The following is a 20,914-nucleotide window of genomic DNA, read 5'->3' as shown; positions in this document are numbered from 1 at the left end:
AAAACTTTTCACACAAACTCAACAAACTCAAAATGAAAAAAATAATCATACCCCTTTTTACATTTTTTTTCATCCAATTATCGCTAGGACAAGAGACGATTAAAACTATGTTTTATAATGTCCTTAATTACCCTGCCGCCCCACCAACAAATCGCGAAGAAATTCTGGAAACTATTATCGATAGTTATGAACCTGATATATTCATGATTTGCGAACTAGAAACTGAAGAAGGTGGAAAAGAAATATTAGACAATTCCTTAAATGATGATACTAACAATTATTCCAGTGCTCCATTTTTAAGTAATTTTTCTAATTCTGATGTAGAATTACATCAATTATTATATTACAACAATCAAAAGTTTGAATTACTACAAAGTCAAAGAATCACTACTACTATAAGAGACATCAACTGGTATACATTAGAACTTATTTCTGATGATCAGGTAAACAATCCAATTACTATTGAAGTATTCGTTTGTCATTTAAAAGCTAGTAGAGGTGTTGAAAATGAAGTAAAACGCCTGGATATGGTAGAAGAATTTATAGACAACTATAGTAATTTAGATCAAAACGCGTATGTCATTTTTGCTGGAGATCTAAACTTGTATTCTTCCGATGAACCTGCGTATGAAGAATTATTAGATGCTAATAATAAAATTACTTTAGTTGATCCCATAAACGCACCTGGTGATTGGAGCAGTAACAGTAATTTTACCAGTATTCATACCCAAAGTACGAGAATCAGTAGTGATGAATTCGGAGAGTTCGGAAGCGGTGGTGGCCTAGATGACCGTTTCGACTTTATCTTAGTTTCTGAAAACATGATAGATAATGATGAATTAGGATATGTTCCAAACTCATATTTTTCTTTTGGTAATAATGGAAATTGCTACAATCAGAGAATTGATGATGTAGACTGCGCTGGTGTTTATGATAGTAATTTAAGAGAAGCCTTATATGATATGAGTGATCATTTACCTGTAGTTATGGAATTACAAACAAATCAACAACTTCTTACTACACCTGATTTTGAAGAGGTTTCTAATGTAATTCAATTAAATAGTGGTACTATAATTGAGGACATACTATCTTTACAAATAAGTAACAATTCGGAATCAATAAATTTTGAAATATATAATACTTTAGGGCAAAAATTGAAAACATTTTCAGCGAATGGAACTGGCACTACTACAATTTCTGTAGAAGATTTAAGTAACGGTATGTATTATCTTATTCCAGTAAACGTTCGCAGTAATACGATTAAATTTGTAAAGAAAAATTGAATCTTTCTAGGATATATCATATAATAATAAGCTTTTTTATACTGCAAGTTGCAACAGCACAGCATGATATCCGCATCGATGCTGCCCTAGATGCGGAAAGTAAAGTTATAACTATTAATCAGCAGATTACTTATAAAAACACATCTAACAAATCTTTAAAGGAAATCTTGTTACATGACTGGGCAAACAGTTTTGAAAGCAAGACTACACCACTTGGTGAGCGTTTTTCCGAAGATTTCCTTAAACGATTTTATTTTGCAAAAGACTACGAACGTGGCGCTACCGCTATAGCAGCTATTACAGATGTATCTGGAAATAGTCTTACTTTTGAGCGTTATAATAAGCTACCAGATATCATCAGGCTTACTATTGATAATGAACTCCTTCCTGGAGAAAGCTTTGTATTTAACCTTGAATATAAAGTAAAATTACCTAGTGAAAAATTTACTAGATATGGATACCATAAAAATGGAGATTTTAGTTTAAAGTACTGGTATATAGTTCCTGCAGTACATAACGAAGATTGGCAAGTATATAGTCATAAAAACCTGGACGATCTATATGCTCCAATAGCCGACTTTCAGATTAATTTCACCTTTCCTAGCAACTATAGCCTTACCAGTGAATTAGATCAAAATGAACTTATTTCTGATAACGAAGAAAATAAAACTATACAACTAACCGGAAAAAATAGAAACGAAGTAAACCTCTACTTAGAGCAAACAAATTCATTTTATGATTTTAAAATGAATGGTGTAAAACTCATTAGCAACATCGACGATAATGATTTAATGCCAGATATGAAGAGTGTAGCTTCTAAAAGAATCATAAAGTTTTTAGAAGACCGTCTTGGCCCCTATCCATTTGATAAAATATTAGTTTCCGAAAACGACTATAAGAATAATCCAGTTTATGGTCTAAATCAACTTCCTGATATTCTTAGACCATTTCCTGATGGTTTTCAATATGAAATCAAGCAATTAAAATCGATCACCGAAGCATATCTAGAAAAAACCTTACTTGTAAACCCTAGATACGACGCCTGGATAAAAGATGCCATTCATATATATATAATGATGGCATATACCGATCAGTATTATCCTGATATGAAAATCATAGGTAGTTTAAGTAAAATTATAGGAATACGATGGTTTCATGCAGCAGACTTGGATTTTAATGATCAATATTTTCTAGGATATAAAAATATGGCTAGGTTATTCCTAGATCAACCACTCACAGAACCACAAGATAAATTAGTGAAATTTAATAGTAATATTGCAAATGCTTATAAGGCTGGAGTCGGTTTTAAATATTTGGAAGACTATTTAGAAGACGACAATATCCTGGAAGACGCTGTTAGACAATTCTATACGAATAATACTTTAAAGCTTACCTCTTCTAAAGAATTTGAAAAACTATTAAATAGCCTGACTCCTAAAAATATCGATTGGTTTTTTGAAGATTTTATTCCTACTAATGAAAAATTAGATTTTAAGATTAAGTCCGTCAAAAAAAGGAAGGACTCACTTGAGATTACTATAAAAAACAAAAGAAACAATGCAATGCCTGTCTCCATAGCAGGTTTAAGAGATGGTCAATTAGTTTCTAAAACTTGGGTTACTAATATCGTTGGAAAGAAAAAGGTAAAAATAGCTAATGAAGATATTGATAAATTGGTTTTGGATTATGATCAAAACATTCCTGAAGTAAACAGAAGAAATAATCATAGAAATATAAAAGGTCTTTTTAATAAACCTATTCAATTAAGGTTTTTACAAGATGTAGAAGATCCCACTCGAAGCCAGATTTTTTATATTCCAGAATTTGAGTTTAATGTTTACGACGGACTTACTATCGGATCCAAATTTTATAATAAAACTTTTATTAGAAGAGATTTTGATTATAGGATTACTCCTAGTTACGGTTTTCTTTCGAAGAAATTAATTGGTTCGGCATTTTTTCAATATAGAGATCAAATAGCAGATTACGGGTTATACCAGATTCGCTACGCTTTTAGTGGAAGTACGTTTAGTTATGCTCCAGATTTATTATTTAGACGTTTTTCTCCTTCCGTAAATTTCCTTTGGAGACCTGAGGATTTAAGATCAAATGAAACACAAAGATTATCCATTAGAAGCGTAAACGTATTTAGAGATCGAGCCGAAAACAATCCAGTAGAAACACCAGACTACAGTGTTTTTAATGTAAGATACAGATATTCTGATTTTAATCTTTTAGATTTCAATTCTTACATAATTGATTATCAGCTAGCCAAAAACTTTAGTAAAATATCAACAACCATAAACTATAGAAAGGTTTTTCTAAACAATAGACAATTAAATCTTAGGTTATTTGCTGGTGCTTTTATATTTAATGATACCGAAAGAGATGGTGATTTCTTCAGTTTTGCACTAGATCGACCTACCGATTATCTTTTTGATTTTAGCTATTTAGGACGTAGTGAAGAAACAGGCTTGGTAAGTCAACAAATAATCATAGCTGAAGGTGGTTTCAAATCTCAATTAGATTATCCTTTTGCAAATCAATGGATCACTACGCTAAATGCGAATACCAATATTTGGAATTGGATTTATGCTTATGGAGATGTAGGTTTTGTAAAAAATCGAGGTGTATCACCTAAATTTGTCTACGATGCGGGAGTGCGAGTAAGCTTAGTAGCAGATTATTTTGAACTCTTCTTCCCTGTTGTTTCTAATAATGGTTTTGAAATTAATCAACCAAACTATGATGAAAAAATCCGTTTTATAATTACACTCAGTCCACAAACATTAATTGGACTCTTTACAAGAGAATGGTACTAAACCCAATTATCAGAGTATAGATCAAGAAATTACAAATACTTCTTAGTCTTTTCTGTAACATCCTTTTCGGGATGCGTTTTTATCAAAAATTGCATGAATAAATATAAGCTCAACACATGAGCAATGTTAACGAAAACAGTAAAAATGTTATTAGAATAAAACATTTCGTTTATGGGAAGTAGTGATACTATAAAAATACACAAACAAGAAACCACTATTAATTTAAAAGCCTCTTTATAGGTATCCCGTTTATAAATCATGTAAGAAATTAATATATGCGTTGTAGAAAAAAACAAACATATAACTACTTCCAAAATAGCGTCCTTAACCATATCAACCAGTAAATTAAATATAGATACGATCAAATAAACGATAAGCGCAGCACTCACAATAAGTGGTATTGACCAAAAAGTATTCTTAGTAATAGCTCTAAAAGCTACATATTTCCTTAAAGCTAGAGAACACATGAGAAAATAGCATGCAGTGAGTAAACATATAATTGAAAAATTACCCACGAAATCAGAATAAATCAAAATATCACAAACAATCATTGATAATAAACTAATTATATACCAGATATTAACCTTTTCAACATTTTTAACGTAACCGATTCCAATAGAAATTATCATTATAGGTAACGCAAAAACTAAATATTTCTTATCGAAAAAACCCGCTATTACTGCAACAATAGCAAATGAAATATAGAATAATATATCGGTTGGGTTGTTTTTCTTCAAAAAAAATAATGTTTATGAAATTCACAATAACAAAGTATTACTATATGTCATATTGTGAAGTTGTCTATTGCATTTCGATTCTAAGTTATACTTTTTTTTCTGATTAATGAAAGAAAATACTTATAAACCCTATAAATAAGAATAAAACTTTTAAATGTGAAAATTTTGAATATTTGTTAATTCAATCTTAAAAAAACAACCCAAAAAAAGAATTCAATAACAAAAAGGTTAATTAGCTGAATTATCCTTAATAAATTTAAGACTTCAAATCTTGGAATTGGTCTTATTTTTGGCTAAATTTGCACACCGTAAAAAATCGTTCACATGCAGCCTGAAACAACTATTACACCTAATATTTCTTTCGAAGAATATAGAAATCAAATACTTAGAGATTACAAAGTAGCTTTAATCAGTAGAGAGTGTAGTTTGTTAGGACGACGAGAAGTACTCACAGGAAAGTCTAAATTCGGAATTTTTGGTGGAGGTAAAGAATTACCTCAATTGGCAATGGCGAGAGTTTTTCGCGATGGTGATTTCAGATCAGGATACTATCGAGATCAAACTTTTATGATGGCTATTGATCAATATAGCATCGAAGAGTTTTTTGCAGGACTCTATGCACACACAGATATAGAAAAAGAACCTTTTGCTGCTGGAAGACAGATGGGTGGTCATTTTGCAACTCATAGTCTTAATGAAGATGGAACCTGGAAAAACTTAACACAACAAAAAAATTCAAGTTCCGATATCTCTCCTACTGCTGGTCAGATGCCTAGACTTCTTGGATTAGCACAAGCGTCTAAAGTATATCGTAACGAAAAAAGTGTTGCAGACTTCACCAATTTTTCTATCAATGGAAATGAAGTTGCTTGGGGAACTATTGGAAACGCAAGTACTAGTGAAGGACTTTTTTGGGAAACTGTAAATGCTGGTGGAGTTTTACAAGTTCCTATGGTGATTAGCATTTGGGACGATGAATATGGTATTTCGGTACATGCAAAACATCAAACAACAAAAGAAAATATCTCCTTGATCCTTGAAGGATTTAGACGCGACGAGAAACATGAAGGATACGAGATTATTGTTGTAAATGGTTGGGATTACCCAGCATTGGTAGAAGCCTATGAAACCGCTGAAGATTTAGCAAGAGAACAGCATATTCCTGTTATTATTCATGTAAAAGAATTAACACAACCACAAGGACATTCTACTTCTGGTTCGCATGAGAGATATAAGAGCGAAGAACGACTTAATTGGGAACGTGAGCACGATTGTAATAAAAAATTCAAGGAATGGATTATAGAGCATAATATTGCTACTGCAGAAGAATTGCTTGAATTAGAAAAGTCCTGTAAGAAAGAAGTTAGAAAAGGAAAAACTGCTGCTTGGAACGCATATCTTTCTGAAATAAAGGAAGAACAGCAACAAGCGTTAGGAGTACTAAAAGCAGTTGAAGGCAAAAGTGCTAATAAGAATTTTATAACTCCACTTATTACAACATTAGCAGAAAAGGATGAACCCATCCGTAAAGATATATTAGAAGCAACGAGAAAAGCACTACGCTATATCGTAAAAGAGAATTATCCAGAAAAAACTGCATTGCAAAATTGGGTCAATAATTATATTGATGAAATTCAACCAAAATACAGTGATCATCTCTACAACGATTTTGATAGTAACGCTACTAATATAAAAGAAGTAAAGCCTGAGTACTCAGAAAATGCTGAAGAAGTTGACGCACGTGTTATCCTTAGAGATAATTTTGATCAAATATTCAGTAGAGTTCCTGAATCCTTAATATTTGGAGAAGATAGTGGTAAAATTGGAGATGTAAACCAAGGTTTAGAAGGTTTACAACAAAAATTCGGTGAAATTAGAGTTTCTGATGCTGGGATTAGAGAAGCAACCATTATTGGTCAGGGAATTGGAATGGCAATGAGAGGACTTAGACCAATTGCTGAAATTCAGTACCTAGATTATATTTTATACTGTATACAGGGATTAAGTGATGATCTAGCAACCCTACGATATAGAACATTTGCTAAACAAAAAGCTCCACTAATCGTAAGAACAAGAGGTCATAGATTAGAAGGAATTTGGCATAGTGGTTCGCAAATGGGTGGACTTATACATTTATTAAGAGGTATTCATATTTTAGTTCCAAGAAATATGACCAAAGCAGCTGGTTTTTATAATACATTATTAGATAGTGATGAACCTGCAGTGGTAGTAGAATGTTTAAATGGATATCGTCTTAAAGAAAAAATGCCTTCTAACCTATCGGAAATAAGAACACCATTAGGTGTAGTCGAAACGATAAAAGAAGGTACAGATATTACTTTAGTATCCTATGGCTCTACTTTACGACTTGTGGAACAGGCGGCTAAAGAATTACTTTCTGTAGGTATTAATGCAGAAGTAATCGATGTGCAATCTCTGATTCCTTTTGATTTAAATCATGATATCGTTAAAAGTATCGCGAAAACAAATAGAATTTTAGTTATTGATGAAGATGTTCCTGGAGGTGCTACTGGTTATATTTTACATAAATTAATCGATGAGCAAAACATCTATCAATATTTAGATAGTGAACCACAAACATTAAGTGCTCAACCACACAGACCAGCTTTTGGAACTGATGGTGATTATTTCAGTAAACCTTCTTCTGAAGATATCTTTGAAAAAGTATATGATATAATGAATGAAGTAAATCCTGCTAATTTCCCTAAGCTAAGATAACGAACAGATTACAAGTACACTAAAAAGGATCCTCTATTCGTATGCGTTTTCCATCAGCATAGGAAATAACGAAGATATTTTTGTCTATTACACTAGATCTAAGAAGAATTTTCCTGAATTCTTGAGCTTCTTTCAATGTCTCAAAAATTCCTAAGCTAAATTTATAGAACGATCCATCTGTATAAATCAGAGTGTTCGTATATTTTTCCGAAATAGATGTAATCTTATTATCTGTAAAAGTTTGAATTTGAACAGAATATACTGTGTCTTTTTTTATCAAATCTCTGTACAAGTACAAATCTTTTAATTCATTAGTCTGGGTTTGTTCACTTTTTAATTCGTTTAATTCATTCTTAAGTTTATTAATTTCAGATTGAAAAGAAGAGAATTCTTTATTATTAACTTTTACGATAGGAGTTTCATCGCTCACCCAAAATACTACATAAATAATTAATGCTATTGTAGAGATCAATAAGACCGAACACAATACTTTAAACATAAACTTAGATGCTCGATTTCTTTTTAGTTCAGCAGATCTTTCATTTAAAAGATCCTCTAATTTACGCTGCTCTACTTCAGCCTTTTCTATCTGATAGTGCAGTGATAAAAGATCTTCATTTTTAATGTCTGGCATCTTTACTGGGTATTAACTAAAATTATAGGTTTATTAGGTTCTAATTCATATCAGGGTAATTTCTGCTTAGTAATCCTATACACAATACCATCTTGCATCTCTAATACCATAATAGGATTATCAGAAATAATCTTCTCAAAAGCTTTTAAAGGAAATCCTTTAGAAATTTGATTCAAGTTCTCAATACGAACTTTATCATTTAATTCTAACCTCCTCAACTTTGTATTTAAGTTAGACACATAATAGTTATTATACAAAAAATATAAAGTATCACCATTCTTGTCTATATCATATTCTGCATCATTATTTTCTTTCGCTTTTTTAACGGCTTTCTTTCCTTTATAAAATTCAATAAAATCAGCTTCTATAAAAATAACTCCATTATTCCTAAATACTCTTTTTACGTAGCAATGTTGTTTAGTGTATTTTTTCTTTTTTGAATTTGTAGAATCAACCAAATTTAAACTATCAGAAAGCATGATATTTTCTATATCGTCTGAGCCTGTTTTTAAGTTTTGCTTGTAGATTAAAATATCAGATTTTAATTTAGTTAATTCATCTTTTAGAGAATCATTCATCTGTTGAATCCTATCCATATCTGCTTTAGCATCCACACTTTCATCAGAAATGAATTTTGAATCATCCTTACTTAAATAATACATACCGAAAGACATTCCAGCAATTACAAGCAAAAAGAAGATCATGAATATCAAACTATTCCTTTTACTCCTCTTTAACTCATCTGAAATAGTGACAAGACGATTTTCCAGCTTTTGCTGCTTCATACCAGATTTTTCAATCCTATATTGTACTGACAGTAATTCGTCTTCTTTATCTTTCACACGTTTGAATTTTATTAATTACCTGAAAATAAATTAATTATAAAAATGCTCTCTTCATATAATTTTCTCGATTCATCAAGATACCTGATAACCTTAAGGTATCCACTTTATATCTTTGAAATTAGGTTTTCTTTTTTCTAAGAATGCATCTCTCCCTTCTTTAGCTTCTTCTGTCATATACGCTAATCTAGTTGCCTCTCCAGCAAATACCTGCTGGCCAACCATTCCATCATCTGTTAAATTCATAGCAAATTTCAACATTTTTATAGACGTAGGAGATTTTTCTAAAATTTCCTGAGCCCATTGGTATGCAGTATCTTCTAATTCATCATGAGGAATAACCGCATTCACCATACCCATTTCATAAGCTTCTTGAGCAGAATAATTTCTTCCTAAAAAGAATATTTCGCGAGCTTTTTTCTGACCTACCATTTTCGCTAAATAAGCAGATCCATAACCTCCATCAAAACTTGTTACATCTGCATCGGTTTGTTTAAAAATTGCATGCTCTTTACTAGCAAGCGTAAGATCACAAACCACATGTAAACTATGACCACCTCCTACTGCCCATCCTGGTACTACAGCAATAACTACCTTAGGCATAAAACGGATCAAACGTTGTACTTCCAAGATATTTAGCCTATGCATACCATCTTGCCCAACGTATCCTTGGTGACCTCTGGCTTTTTGATCTCCTCCACTACAAAAACTATAAACACCATCTTTTGTAGAAGGACCTTCTGCAGAAAGTAATACTACCCCTATAGAAGTATCCTCTTGTGCATCATAAAATGCATCATATAATTCACTAGTAGTATTTGGTCTAAAAGCATTTCTAACATTTGGTCGATTGAATGCTATCCTAGCGACACCATTTGATTTTTTGTAAGTTATATCTTGATATTCTTTTGCAGTTTTCCAGTTTATTGAACTCATTATATTTTTTTTAGCGCTATCAAAAATAATACAATATATTGTATCAAGCTATATCATTAGCTTAGTTAAATCAAGTTAAAACAGCAATATTTTTATATCTTTTATGTAAATTAACAACAGATTTGCACGATTTTTGATAATTTAGTCAGCAACAGATAATTATAGTTATGAGATTTTTTATTGGAATACTCTTAGTTTGTTTTAGTTTTTCTTCTTTTGGACAAAAAAATCCTACCCTTAAGGTATCATGGGAAGCAATAGGCGATCATATTTCTGAAATTGATGCTAAATACACTTTGGAACACAAAGAAATTATACCTTCCCTTTCTTATACAAGACAAACTATAGCAACTGGAAATTATCAGTTAATGGAAATTAACTTAGCTGTAGATTTACGAAAACAACATTTAAAAAACGAAACACCAATCTTATTACTTCCTGAGAATAAATTTGTGCAATCTGAATACCATGTTGCAATTCCAACCGCTACACCACAAGGTGCTTTCAGGGTATCTATTACTGGAAATGGAGGATACAATAATTCCAATACGAGTAACGGTGGTATTAAAAATAATGCTTATCGAGATGCCAGCTCGTATACCGGTATTTATTGTCCAGTAACTGGTGTGCCTTTAACCTATTAATCAGGACTCTATGCACATCTATCGGATAGTTATTCAACTAAGCGAATACCTTCCTTTTCGATAATTATCTTTTTTGCTTTATACAAAGACCCAATAGCCTTCTTGAAGCTTTTTTTACTTAATTGAAAAACTTCTTTAATATCATCGGGATCTGACTTATCATTCAAATCGATAAATCCACCTTGTAATTTTAATTCTTTAAGTATTTGTTCAGCATTTGGCTCGATAGACCTATACCCATGTCTTTGCAAAGTAAGATCTATTTTACCATCCGGTCGTACTTTTTTCACAAAACCTTTAAGCCGATCTCCAGTAGTCAACTTCTGAAAAATTTCATCTTGATACACTAAACCTAAATATTTTTGATTCACAATCATATTCCATCCATGCGGAGAAGGATGAGAAGCTATTAAATCAACCTCATCATATGAAGAGAGTAATACCAAAGAATTATCTAAAAATCTATTCGTTTTACTAGAACCCACTAATCTATTGGTTTCTTTATCCAAGTATACATAAACAAGATACCAGCTACCTACTCGCATTTTGGAAGCCTGTTCTCTAAACGGGACAAAAAGTTCTTTTTCTAATCCCCAATCCATAAATGCTCCAATTTCTGAAACCGTTGTACATTTTAGGTAAGCAAATGAATTTACTGTTGCAAAAGGTTCTAAGGTAGTTGCTACGATACGCTCTTCATGATCCAAGTATACAAATACTTTGATCTCATCACGAATCATAAACTGATTCGGCACATATTTATTAGGCAATAAGACTTCATTTCCTTCATCATCACTAAGGTATACACCTTGATCTCTCTCTCGTACAAATTCTAATGTATTATACTCACCTAGTTTAAGCATTGTCTGATATTTTGGCGCAAAGATACTTTTTTAATTAACCTGAATATATTAAAAAAGAAAAAGGTGCCGATTTAGGCACCTTTTCTGTGTTTTTTCTACTGATCTACTAGTTGTAGATAGCTTCTTTTCCGAAATGCTTTGTTAAAAGATAGTACACAACAGCTCTGTACTTGTTTCTATTAGACTTTCCGTAAGCTTCCATTACAGAAGCGATTGCTTCATCTAACTTATCTCCATCAGAAAGACCTAATTTTTTAATAAGGAAATTGTTTTTTACCGTATCTAACTCACTCTGATCACTACCAGAAACTGTAGAAGCATCTGCATTATAAATAGATGGGCCACAACCAATAGTTACTTTTGTTAAAAGATCCATATCTGGCTCTTGTCCAATTTTATCTTTAAGGTCAGCTGCATACTTAGCAATTAAATCGTCTCTCTTGCTCATAAAATGATAATGTTTTAGGTTTTAGTTAATTTATTATGTTATCTCAAATATAATCTATTTATAAATGAATAATTCATTTATAAATTATAATAAAAATGGTTTTTTAGATAAAATGCTTAAAATAATCGATTAAAACACTATCATTTACTTTTCGAGGTGTAAAAATCTCTAAGAGTTGTGGCGATTCATTATTTTTATAAAGTTCTTGAAGTTTTTCTAACAAAGTATCTAATTCATCTACTTTATGATAATCTATTTGGAACATAGTACATAACTGCTCTGCAGTTAAATCATGTTTTGTTTCAAAATAAGTACTAAAGTTGTCGCTTTCAGATTTACCTGGTAAAATTCTAAAGATACCTCCTCCTCCATTATTAATAAGAATGATCTTAAAGTTTGAAGGCATATAATTATTCCACAATCCATTACTATCATAAAAAAAGCTCAAATCACCAGTGAGTAAAGTTGTAGGTGTATTTGATACCACAGCCGCTCCAATTGCCGTAGAAGTACTACCATCGATACCGCTGGTACCGCGATTACAAAACACCTTCAAAGATGGGTTTAAGGAGAATAACTGAGCATACCTTACTGTAGAACTATTACTTAGTTGAATCATTTGATGATCCGGAATTGCATCAAATATTGCTTCAAATGCTTTTAAATCTGTAAAATCTACTTTCTGAACATATTCTTTATGCTTTGCGCGTCGGTCCTCTCTAACTGAAATCCAATAGGATTTATAATCATTAACAGTCACCGTTGTTTTCGGTAAAAAATCCAATAAAAACTTATTTGGATTCATTTTTATATGCTCAGTAAGACAAAAATAAGTGTCATATGCCTTTTTCTCATCTACATGCCAATGTACTTTGGGTTGATACTTCCTTAAGAAAGCTTTGATCCTTTTAGATACGACCATACCTCCAAATGTTAGTAAAACATCTGGCTGTAGCTTCATAAAATCATTTTCATCTAAAGCGGTAATCAACTGATCAATACAATTGATGTGAGAATCATGATGAATATTAGAAGTAGTTTCGGTAAGTACTAATACCGAAGGGTCATTAGCCAAAAGATCAATCCATTTCTGATCAATAACATTCGGATAATTAACTCCAATTAGTATCAACTTTCGATTGGCCGCATTCCATTCATCCAACATATTAGCATATAACGTTTTTGATATGCGATGTTCTGTAAACTCAACGGGAATGTTTTTTGGAAAAACTGTAGGCTTTTCTAATGTATCATATAAAGGTTCGTAAAAAGGAACATTAATGTGTACTGGACCATTTTCTTGAATAGCAACATTTAATGCTAAATTGATTTCTCGTTCATTATGCTTTTGCGCTTCGTGTTGTTTCTGCTTTACTTTAATATCTTCTATTGCGGTTTCTGGCACAATTTCAGAATATAGATTTGCGGAATACAAAATATGATTATCAAAAACATTTTTCTGGCGTATGGTCTGACCATCTCCGATATCTATCCTTTCTACAGGACGATCAGCACTTAAGATAACTAAGGGAATATCACTATAAAAAGCTTCTGAAATAGCTGGATAATAATTTAGCAGAGCACTACCCGAAGTACATACCAACGCTACTGGTTTTCTAATTTGCTGTGCGATACCCAAGGCAAAGAAAGCAGCACACCTTTCATCTACAATGCTATAACATTGTATTTCTGGATTTTCTGTAAAACCAATTGTTAAGGGTGCATTTCTAGATCCTGGAGATATAACAACATGATGAATTCCTTTTGCCTCACATAAGGCAACGATAGTTTGCGATAAAGGAATTTTGGAATATAAACGTTTCTTCATTCGAATTGCTAAATTACGATATAGGGATAAGTAAAGCCAATCTTTTTAATGTATTTTAATCTACTTTTTAAAGTTTTGCTATTTGAGAACCCACCGAAAACACTTAAATACTTTAACGACAAACACCTTCAATTATATAGAGGTATGTCAGCTTTAAATAAACCTTTTTACGAAGAAGATAGCAAGTCAAATCTTTGAAAAATGATCTTCAAAATTCGAAATAAAATCATGGATATACTTTTGTGACACATCAGATTTTCGAAATACTAAATGATGTGTTCTTTTTAAACCATTTTCACCAATCCTTTTAAAAATCAAATCTTCTGATAATTTAAAAGATTTTAGTGCCCATTTAGGCATACACATAATCCCCATATTGGCAGCGATCATTTCTAAAGCAACTTCGGTTAAGGGTATAGCGGATATTTTTAATGGATGAATTCCATTTGGCTTTAAATAGTGTTCATATACAGAAACTGTTTCCAATGGAAAAGAATGAATTATTAAATGTGTACTAGAAAAAAAATCAGCATCTACAAAATCAACAGATTCATATTGACTTTCTTTATGCATAATTACAAAAATCTCATCTTCATAAACCTCAATGCTTGACAAGGTTTCATTTTCTGGTTTGGAAGTAACAATAGCAATATCTATTTCATTTGACAACATTTTAGAAATAGGCTGATGTGTTGCTTCAAGAATCAAATCAACATGTATTTTTGGATACAACAAGGCCATTTTCTGAATAAAATCCGGAAGACCTTGATAAAAACTATAACATTCAGTACTTACCTTTATAGTACCAGTTGAACCAGCCTGTAACTGTTTAATATTTTCAAAACCTTTTTCAATACTATCCAGAATTGTGTTTCCTAAATTATAGAGCTCATAACCCTCATCTGTTAATTTCCATTTATTTCTAGTTCTCAGAAAAACCTTAAATCCCAACCTTGATTCAAGTTCTCTCAATTGATGACTTAAAGCAGATTGTGTTAAAAACAGTTTTTCAGAAGAACTAGCGATACTCCCTTCTTCTACAATTGTTTTTATTAATCTAAAATACTTGATTTCCATACAGAACAAAGTTAACTATTCATTGCTTATGGACTAGTTGAAAATAATTCAGCTAAGAATTAAAATGTCTCAATCTTGTAATCTAGTATTATAAGACAATCAAACTAATTTTGACAAAAATTAAACCTTAGAAATTATGCAAAAGCAAAAAACTAATTCTACTACAGCATTGCTAGATGCTATACAAATGTACTTCGATGCATTGTACTATTGTGATATCAAACTACTAAACCAGGTATTTCATAAAAGTTCTAGTTTATTCGATGTAGACCAAGGAAAGATTTTTATTGAACCTATAGACAGCTTCAGTAAAGATGTAGAAAGTCGATTATCTCCTGCAGATGCTGGACAAAAACCTGAAGCAGAAATTTTAATGATTGACTGGTTGTCTTCTCATTGTACGACTGTGAAAATCAGAATTAGAGCACATAGGAATGTGTTTGTTGACCATCTTGCTTTTGTGAATGGAGAAAATGGTTGGCAAATTGTTTCCAAAATATGGCATTTGGAAAAAGAGATTAATTAGTTTGTAAATATTTACGACTAATTCATAACAAAAAATAAAGTAAAAAAAGATCAATCTCCATTTGTAAGGTTATTGAATCACAAAACTCTTTTCATAGTTTCGGTCTTCTTTACAGTTTCTTCCCATTCTTTTTCTGGAATAGAATCTTTGGTAATACCTCCTCCAACATACAATAGTGCTTGATCCTTACGAATTTCCATACATCTCAAATTTACAAATAGACTTGATGAAGATGCGCCATTGTTATAGCGATGTAATTCTCCTAAAAAACCAGTGTAATATTTTCTATCATATCCTTCATTGTGTAGAATAAAAGATCGAGCTTCTTCTTTTGGTAAACCGCATACTGCAGGAGTTGGGTGTAAAACTTCGATAATATTTTTTATGTTCTGTGGATTGCTTTTAAACGTTCCAGTAATGTCGGTTTTAAGATGAAGAAGGGTTCCTGCTTTATGCGTATAAGATTCGGATCTACGGATAGTATTTACATTTTTAGTAAGTTCTTTCATTACAAACTCCGTTACCATAGCCTGCTCTTCGATTTCTTTTGCTCCCCAAGAGACTTCCATGGATCCTTTATAAGGTTGCGTTCCTGCTAATGACATGGTCGAAAAATTATCACCATCGATGTGCAACAAAGTTTCTGGAGTCGCTCCTAACCACATTCCAATCTTAGGATGATACCAAAAATATACGAAGGCATTAGCGTATAAATCAACCAGGCGTTGAAAAACCTCTAACGGAGTAGATTCCGAAAAAGGAACTTCTTCTTTTCTAGAAAGCACAACTTTTCTAAAAGAATTATTTTCAATTGCTTTTATTCCACTATTCACTAGTGATATATGAGCTTGTCTTTCTTCATCTTCTAAAGAAACATTAGAAGAATTCTTCGAAACATACTTTAAATTTTTAGTGGTAATAGGAATAATTGATGTAAAAAAAGAACTTTCTGTATCCGGAATAATTACTGTCTTTTCAGAATTGCTAAAAGGCGCAAAAACAAAACCAGAACTATCATATGAACTCACCTCATGTAAATAGTCATCATTTTGCAGAAAACAATTCACCTCATTCGTACCTGGTTTTTTATAGACCACTAAAGGTAATTGCTGATCCAATTGTAATTGGATTTTCAGGTATAGCTCTGAAATATCCATATAATTTATGATTTCGCTAAAGCAATAGTTGTTAGTTTTACTATAGAAATTAACTTCTCTTCCTCATTTCGTAATTTTATATCCCAAAGCTGGGTAGTTCTCCCTTTGTGCACAATTTCAGCCTTTGCATAAACATATCCTTCTTTCATACTTTTTACGTGATTGGCAGAAATTTCTAATCCTCTGATATAAAACTTATCTGTATCTAAAAAAATATGAGATGCAGCACTACCAACACTTTCAGCAAGTGCAACCATTGCACCTCCATGTAAAACTCCATCTGGTTGATGCACCTTTGGTGTGACAGGCATTTTCGCAACCAAATAATCATCTCCAACTTCACAAAAAGAAATATCTAATGTTTCCATTAGTGTGTTCTTGCACATTACCGTGCATTTTGCTAATATTTCTTCCTCTGATAATTTCATAAATTAAATTTTAGGTAAAAATAAACATTGAGGTTAAAATATTCTAACTATATTTAATTATAATTTTAACGAATGTTCAATAAAATGCCTAAAACGAAAACATCTAAAGAAGAGGTCTTACAAAGAGTAATTCCTATACTAAGAGAACGTGGTATTGCAAAAAGTAGCATGAGCGAATTAGCTAAGGCATGTGATATTCAAAAATCACATTTTTACTACTATTTCAGTAATAAGGAGCAGTTGATAAAAGAAGTACTTGCCACTGTACACAGTTACTTCAAATACAACCTATCTAAGATAATAGCTAACAAAGATTTAAATATTTCAGAAAAACTAGAACAAGTTAGAAAGCTCATTGATAAAATGTTTAAAAATGCGAATAGTGGTTGTATCATGGCTAATACAGCCCTAGAAACAGCTCATCTAAATCCTATTTACAAAGATGAAATACAACACTTTTTTGCTGACTTTATCTCTGGACTACAGATTCTACTAGCACCCAATTATTCCAAAGAAGAATCTTTAGAATTAGCTGAGCAAATTGTACAAGATTTAGAAGGAGGAATCCTGTTGATGAGAATTTACAATGATCATAAATACATTAACAATGCAGTATCTAGAATGGAAAAAATAATTTTAAAAACTAACTAATGAAATCATTTACCATACCCTCTACAGACGACTACCCTATTTCAGTACACGAATTTATTCCTTCCTCCCCTAATAGTGTATCAATCGTATTCGCGCCTGCTGTTGCAGTTCCTCAAAAATTTTACTTTGATATGGCCGAATATTTAGCCGAAAAAGGTTGTAATGTATTTACATTTGATTATCGCAGTATTGGCTCTTCTAATTCTAAAAGTATCAGAGCTTTAAAAAATCATGGTTTTTTTTCTTGGGCTATGGATTTTAAATCAGTTTCTAAACATGTAAAAGAAAAATTTCCTGATAACGCTCAATATATGATAGGTCATAGTTATGGAGGAAACAGTGTTGGTTTCAGTGATGCTTTCCAATATTATGATAAATATCTAACCATTGGGTCTCAGTTTGGTTTCTATAAACATTTCACACCAAGAATGCGTTTTTTGATCTATCTAAACTTCAAATTCTTCATACCCATTACTACATCAATTTTAGGATACTATCCATCCAAATGGTTTGGATTAGGAAGACCTTTAACCACTAAAGCAGCAAAAGATTGGGCTACTTTTTTATTACACCCAGATTCTATGTTGCATTTTACAAAAGGAAATTCGGAAACTTTTTATCAAGAAATTAAAGAGTCCATGTTACTTATTAGTATAGACGATGATCTTTTTGCTCCTAAAAAGTCTGTTGATATTCTTGGAGACCGTGTATATCAAAACGCACAGACAAGCAGAAAACATTTAGTACCATCAGATTACAAATTAAAAACAATAGGACATTTTGATTTTTTTAGAAAGAAAAATCAGGATATCTTGTGGCCCATAATTGATCAATGGTTTGAACTCTAAAATACTTTAAAGCTATGCAGAAAGAGGTTGTATATCAATCTACAAACACCTACGACACCCTAAACGAACTTACCGAAAAAACAAAGACCGTTTGGTTAGTATTTCATGGTATTGGATATCTGAGTAGGTATTTTATTCGTTTATTTCAAAGTTTAGATCCAGAAGAAAACTATATTATCGCTCCACAAGCTCCTTCAAAATATTATAAGAACAATGATTATAAAAGAGTCGGAGCTAGTTGGTTAACCAAGGAAAATACTAAAACAGAGACTAAAAATGTTCTCAATTACGTCGATGCGGTGGTAGCAATGGAAAAAATTCCTTCACATGCCAAATTTGTTGTTCTTGGATATTCGCAAGGAGTTAGCATCGCGAGTAGATGGATAGCAAGTAAACAAATACAACCTGCCGGTTTTGTAATGATTTCTGGAGGTTTTCCTAAAGAATTACAAAAAGAACATTTCTCTTTTCTATCAGATACAACAAAAGTCACCCATATATTAGGAGAAAACGATCCGTATTTTGAAATAGAAAAAGTAAATACAGAAAAAATACGTGTTAAAAATATTCTTCCTCAAATAGAGTTCAGGACTCATGGAGGAGGTCATGAATTAGACGTGGAAACTCTAACCGATATTACATAAAGTTAAAGTAAAAGGAAGCATCCATACATAAGAAATCTTAGTCATACTACAAAGCATCCTAACATTCACAGTATCATATATTATGGTTAGCTTCTCTATTTTATTGTCAGATGTTAGCTCTATAACATCCACCACTTTAAACTTTATAATTTCATCTGATTTAAGAGTCCAGTGATAATCGAATAGTATAGAAATCCTATTAGAGTTTTCTTCTACAAAAAGTCCATCAAAATTGAGTTTGGAAGCTTTTGTATCTACTGCTAATGCATAATAAAACTCTTTGGCTACCATTGTTCCGTATATAGGAGATACTACAATCCCATCTTCAGTAAAAAGCTGTATTACCTTGTCGATTTTTCCTTCTTCTAAAAAAGACAAATATCCCTTAGCGACTTCTTCTTTTGTCATTTTAGAGATATCTTTCTTTAATAACCTCTAGATGATGTGTTTGATGTCCAGAAAGAATATAACCAGCTGCTCTGGCACTCATGGGACTACCACTAGCCTCACCTATCCATGTTAACATTTCTGATGTAAAACCTTTATATAATGAGATAGAACTATTTCTTACCGCCTTAAAATCTTCTATAAATTCTTGTTTCCCTGTATTATTTGCATTTGAATTAGGAACGTAGTCATCTTGATCAAACCCAATCAAAGGACTGTTATCTTTTCTAGCAAATCTTAGTGCTCGGTAAGAAAATATTCGTTCAGTATCAATAATATGCTGTAATACCTCCGCAATTGTCCATTTGCCATGATCATATGCATACTTCATTTTTTCCTCTGGAATTACTTTTACAAAATCAACAAACTGAGTTATTCCTTCTTGTAAACCTTCTACTATATCTTCCTTTAACGCTTTGTCTATAAAAATTCCGTAATAAGGATTGTATTCTTCAGGTGTCAGTAACTTTTGCATATGAAAGTGATTATATATGATTGCGAAAAGTACTAAATCTTTAAAATAAAATCAGCGCATTAACAGTTCTTTATTATGCTTCAACAAATCTTTTGACGGCATCTATCAAAAGATTTACTATTTATAACTCTTATAAGACCTTATTAATAAAACGGATAGCTATGGCTTTTTAGGTTATTAATTAGCGAAAAGTATGTTCCTCAAAATAGGATCGACCTCATTTTCATCTAATCCTACATTCATATCTGGATGATATAAAAGTCTTATTAATTCTCTATCAATTTCCGAATATTCCGTAGTTCTTGTCCATTCTGATTGAAAAATACTATCATCATATCTAAATGAGTCTCTGGCTAATCCCAACGACTGTGTCAATTCTTCTCTTAATAAATGTCTTTGTTCTATTGCATTGGCTCTAAAGATATCTACATACATATGACCAGAATTCAGTTGATTGTCTAGCCAAAAAATTGAAAATAATCCCCAATTAGACTCTACAAAACCTTCTTGCCCAGGATACAAATCCGCGTAATCATCTCCAGAACCAAAGAAAATAAAGAAATTAGATTGACTCGAGCTATCTACAATGCTGACACTAAATCCATCTGTGGTTAGATTATTAATCTCGTTAACAATTTTGTTTAATTCATTTGTAAGCGCATCCGAAGGATTACCACCTACAAATATTTTCATATCCGTATTCCATTTTCTGGTTACTCTACTTGCACTACCAAATTCAAAACCCAGAGCGATATCCTTAAAATATTCTATAACTTCTTCATTAGCAATTTCAGCATCTGAAGCAATATCATCATCACTCGAACAAGAGGAAACAAAAATCACTAGTGTGATACACAGAAAAAATCTTATTGTACTCTTCATACA

The 20,914-nt window shown here is 31.8% G+C and carries 21 protein-coding genes; 8 read left to right on the top strand and 13 right to left on the bottom strand.

The window, feature by feature from the left end:
* Positions 1–32: 32 nt before the first annotated feature.
* Positions 33–1,283: a T9SS type A sorting domain-containing protein gene (locus Q1B37_RS05055; RefSeq protein ID WP_299896192.1), complete on the top strand. Its 1,251-nt coding sequence runs from the start codon at positions 33–35 to the stop codon at positions 1,281–1,283.
* Entirely contained in the window at positions 1,280–4,105 is a 2,826-nt protein-coding gene (locus Q1B37_RS05050; protein ID WP_299896189.1) for a metalloprotease, read from the top strand. Before Q1B37_RS05055 ends, Q1B37_RS05050 begins: the two co-directional genes overlap by 4 nt.
* A 29-nt stretch (positions 4,106–4,134) precedes the next feature.
* On the opposite strand, the gene Q1B37_RS05045 is transcribed toward Q1B37_RS05050, so the two are convergent.
* Positions 4,135–4,842 carry a hypothetical protein gene (locus Q1B37_RS05045; RefSeq protein ID WP_299896186.1) on the bottom strand — a complete coding sequence of 236 codons (708 nt, stop codon included), beginning with the start codon at positions 4,840–4,842 and terminating at the stop codon, positions 4,135–4,137.
* 324 nt (positions 4,843–5,166) lie between these two features.
* On the opposite strand from Q1B37_RS05045, the gene Q1B37_RS05040 reads away from it, so the two are divergent.
* Complete coding sequence (locus Q1B37_RS05040; protein ID WP_299896183.1) at positions 5,167–7,581, top strand: thiamine pyrophosphate-dependent enzyme; 2,415 nt, start codon at positions 5,167–5,169, stop codon at positions 7,579–7,581.
* Between the two features lie 19 nt (positions 7,582–7,600).
* Here Q1B37_RS05040 and Q1B37_RS05035 read toward each other — a convergent pair whose 3' ends face one another.
* The 3 genes from Q1B37_RS05035 to Q1B37_RS05025 all read right to left on the bottom strand — a co-directional run bounded on the left by Q1B37_RS05035 (position 7,601) and on the right by Q1B37_RS05025 (position 9,993).
* On the bottom strand, positions 7,601–8,215 hold the full coding sequence (locus tag Q1B37_RS05035) for a hypothetical protein (protein WP_299896181.1): 615 nt from the start codon (positions 8,213–8,215) through the stop codon (positions 7,601–7,603).
* Positions 8,216–8,265: 50 nt separating this feature from the next.
* Entirely contained in the window at positions 8,266–9,057 is a 792-nt protein-coding gene (locus tag Q1B37_RS05030; protein ID WP_299896178.1) for a hypothetical protein, read from the bottom strand.
* 93 nt (positions 9,058–9,150) lie between these two features.
* A complete protein-coding gene (locus Q1B37_RS05025) occupies positions 9,151–9,993 on the bottom strand; it encodes a 1,4-dihydroxy-2-naphthoyl-CoA synthase (protein WP_299896175.1) in 843 nt (280 codons plus the stop codon).
* 167 nt (positions 9,994–10,160) lie between these two features.
* On the opposite strand from Q1B37_RS05025, the gene Q1B37_RS05020 reads away from it, so the two are divergent.
* Positions 10,161–10,637, top strand: a complete 477-nt coding sequence (locus Q1B37_RS05020) for a hypothetical protein (protein ID WP_299896172.1) — start codon at positions 10,161–10,163, stop codon at positions 10,635–10,637.
* Positions 10,638–10,666: 29 nt separating this feature from the next.
* Here the strand turns inward: Q1B37_RS05020 and Q1B37_RS05015 are convergent, their stop codons facing one another.
* The 4 genes from Q1B37_RS05015 to Q1B37_RS05000 form a co-directional block, all read right to left on the bottom strand.
* Positions 10,667–11,500 (bottom strand): S1-like domain-containing RNA-binding protein, encoded by an 834-nt coding sequence (locus Q1B37_RS05015; protein WP_299896168.1) that lies wholly within the window; start codon positions 11,498–11,500, stop codon positions 10,667–10,669.
* Positions 11,501–11,606: 106 nt separating this feature from the next.
* Positions 11,607–11,948, bottom strand: coding sequence for a DUF2853 family protein (locus tag Q1B37_RS05010; protein WP_299601950.1), 342 nt, complete (start codon positions 11,946–11,948; stop codon positions 11,607–11,609).
* Positions 11,949–12,051: 103 nt separating this feature from the next.
* Entirely contained in the window at positions 12,052–13,776 is a 1,725-nt protein-coding gene (menD, locus tag Q1B37_RS05005) for a 2-succinyl-5-enolpyruvyl-6-hydroxy-3-cyclohexene-1-carboxylic-acid synthase (protein WP_299896165.1), read from the bottom strand.
* Between the two features lie 186 nt (positions 13,777–13,962).
* Entirely contained in the window at positions 13,963–14,853 is an 891-nt protein-coding gene (locus Q1B37_RS05000) for a LysR family transcriptional regulator (RefSeq protein WP_299896162.1), read from the bottom strand.
* A gap of 136 nt (positions 14,854–14,989) precedes the next feature.
* Here Q1B37_RS05000 and Q1B37_RS04995 point away from each other — a divergent pair, with 136 nt between their 5' ends.
* A complete protein-coding gene (locus tag Q1B37_RS04995; RefSeq protein ID WP_299896159.1) occupies positions 14,990–15,379 on the top strand; it encodes a nuclear transport factor 2 family protein in 390 nt (129 codons plus the stop codon).
* 77 nt (positions 15,380–15,456) lie between these two features.
* On the opposite strand, the gene Q1B37_RS04990 is transcribed toward Q1B37_RS04995, so the two are convergent.
* Together Q1B37_RS04990 and Q1B37_RS04985 are read right to left on the bottom strand one after the other, a co-directional pair.
* Positions 15,457–16,536 (bottom strand): chorismate-binding protein, encoded by a 1,080-nt coding sequence (locus Q1B37_RS04990; protein WP_299896157.1) that lies wholly within the window; start codon positions 16,534–16,536, stop codon positions 15,457–15,459.
* Positions 16,537–16,541: 5 nt separating this feature from the next.
* Positions 16,542–16,964, bottom strand: coding sequence for a hotdog fold thioesterase (locus Q1B37_RS04985; protein ID WP_299601961.1), 423 nt, complete (start codon positions 16,962–16,964; stop codon positions 16,542–16,544).
* A gap of 84 nt (positions 16,965–17,048) precedes the next feature.
* Here Q1B37_RS04985 and Q1B37_RS04980 point away from each other — a divergent pair, with 84 nt between their 5' ends.
* Genes Q1B37_RS04980 through Q1B37_RS04970 form a run of 3 tightly spaced genes read left to right on the top strand, consistent with a single transcriptional unit; the run spans position 17,049 to position 19,107 of the window.
* Positions 17,049–17,615 (top strand): TetR/AcrR family transcriptional regulator, encoded by a 567-nt coding sequence (locus Q1B37_RS04980; protein WP_299601963.1) that lies wholly within the window; start codon positions 17,049–17,051, stop codon positions 17,613–17,615.
* Complete coding sequence (locus Q1B37_RS04975) at positions 17,615–18,463, top strand: alpha/beta hydrolase (protein ID WP_299896155.1); 849 nt, start codon at positions 17,615–17,617, stop codon at positions 18,461–18,463. Before Q1B37_RS04980 ends, Q1B37_RS04975 begins: the two co-directional genes overlap by 1 nt.
* Before the next feature lie 14 nt (positions 18,464–18,477).
* Positions 18,478–19,107 (top strand): esterase, encoded by a 630-nt coding sequence (locus Q1B37_RS04970; RefSeq protein ID WP_299896152.1) that lies wholly within the window; start codon positions 18,478–18,480, stop codon positions 19,105–19,107.
* Here Q1B37_RS04970 and Q1B37_RS04965 read toward each other — a convergent pair.
* From Q1B37_RS04965 to Q1B37_RS04955, 3 genes are all read right to left on the bottom strand, one after another.
* Complete coding sequence (locus tag Q1B37_RS04965; RefSeq protein WP_299896149.1) at positions 19,090–19,515, bottom strand: nuclear transport factor 2 family protein; 426 nt, start codon at positions 19,513–19,515, stop codon at positions 19,090–19,092. The two genes, Q1B37_RS04970 and Q1B37_RS04965, sit on opposite strands and share 18 nt — an antisense overlap.
* A gap of 1 nt (position 19,516) precedes the next feature.
* Positions 19,517–20,029 (bottom strand): DinB family protein, encoded by a 513-nt coding sequence (locus Q1B37_RS04960; protein ID WP_299896146.1) that lies wholly within the window; start codon positions 20,027–20,029, stop codon positions 19,517–19,519.
* A gap of 177 nt (positions 20,030–20,206) precedes the next feature.
* Positions 20,207–20,911, bottom strand: a complete 705-nt coding sequence (locus Q1B37_RS04955; RefSeq protein ID WP_299896144.1) for a DUF2927 domain-containing protein — start codon at positions 20,909–20,911, stop codon at positions 20,207–20,209.
* Positions 20,912–20,914: the final 3 nt, after the last annotated feature.

The organism is uncultured Aquimarina sp. (assembly GCF_947492965.1).
GTDB lineage: Bacteria > Bacteroidota > Bacteroidia > Flavobacteriales > Flavobacteriaceae > Aquimarina.
This window is presented reverse-complemented; position numbering and strand designations above follow the sequence as displayed.

Excerpts from the sequence above, each read along its gene's own strand:
- Q1B37_RS04955 (WP_299896144.1), bottom strand. The coding sequence starts at position 20,911 with ATGAAGAGTACAATAAGATTTTTTCTGTGTATCACACTAGTGATTTTT.
- Q1B37_RS04965 (WP_299896149.1), bottom strand. The coding sequence starts at position 19,515 with ATGACAAAAGAAGAAGTCGCTAAGGGATATTTGTCTTTTTTAGAAGAA.
- Q1B37_RS05015 (WP_299896168.1), bottom strand. The coding sequence starts at position 11,500 with ATGCTTAAACTAGGTGAGTATAATACATTAGAATTTGTACGAGAGAGA.
- Q1B37_RS05020 (WP_299896172.1), top strand. The coding sequence starts at position 10,161 with ATGAGATTTTTTATTGGAATACTCTTAGTTTGTTTTAGTTTTTCTTCT.
- menD (WP_299896165.1), bottom strand. The coding sequence starts at position 13,776 with ATGAAGAAACGTTTATATTCCAAAATTCCTTTATCGCAAACTATCGTT.
- Q1B37_RS04975 (WP_299896155.1), top strand. The coding sequence starts at position 17,615 with ATGAAATCATTTACCATACCCTCTACAGACGACTACCCTATTTCAGTA.
- Q1B37_RS05035 (WP_299896181.1), bottom strand. The coding sequence starts at position 8,215 with ATGCCAGACATTAAAAATGAAGATCTTTTATCACTGCACTATCAGATA.
- Q1B37_RS04990 (WP_299896157.1), bottom strand. The coding sequence starts at position 16,536 with ATGGATATTTCAGAGCTATACCTGAAAATCCAATTACAATTGGATCAG.
- Q1B37_RS04980 (WP_299601963.1), top strand. The coding sequence starts at position 17,049 with ATGCCTAAAACGAAAACATCTAAAGAAGAGGTCTTACAAAGAGTAATT.
- Q1B37_RS05040 (WP_299896183.1), top strand. The coding sequence starts at position 5,167 with ATGCAGCCTGAAACAACTATTACACCTAATATTTCTTTCGAAGAATAT.
- Q1B37_RS04985 (WP_299601961.1), bottom strand. The coding sequence starts at position 16,964 with ATGAAATTATCAGAGGAAGAAATATTAGCAAAATGCACGGTAATGTGC.
- Q1B37_RS05055 (WP_299896192.1), top strand. The coding sequence starts at position 33 with ATGAAAAAAATAATCATACCCCTTTTTACATTTTTTTTCATCCAATTA.
- Q1B37_RS04995 (WP_299896159.1), top strand. The coding sequence starts at position 14,990 with ATGCAAAAGCAAAAAACTAATTCTACTACAGCATTGCTAGATGCTATA.
- Q1B37_RS05010 (WP_299601950.1), bottom strand. The coding sequence starts at position 11,948 with ATGAGCAAGAGAGACGATTTAATTGCTAAGTATGCAGCTGACCTTAAA.
- Q1B37_RS05000 (WP_299896162.1), bottom strand. The coding sequence starts at position 14,853 with ATGGAAATCAAGTATTTTAGATTAATAAAAACAATTGTAGAAGAAGGG.
- Q1B37_RS04970 (WP_299896152.1), top strand. The coding sequence starts at position 18,478 with ATGCAGAAAGAGGTTGTATATCAATCTACAAACACCTACGACACCCTA.
- Q1B37_RS05025 (WP_299896175.1), bottom strand. The coding sequence starts at position 9,993 with ATGAGTTCAATAAACTGGAAAACTGCAAAAGAATATCAAGATATAACT.
- Q1B37_RS04960 (WP_299896146.1), bottom strand. The coding sequence starts at position 20,029 with ATGCAAAAGTTACTGACACCTGAAGAATACAATCCTTATTACGGAATT.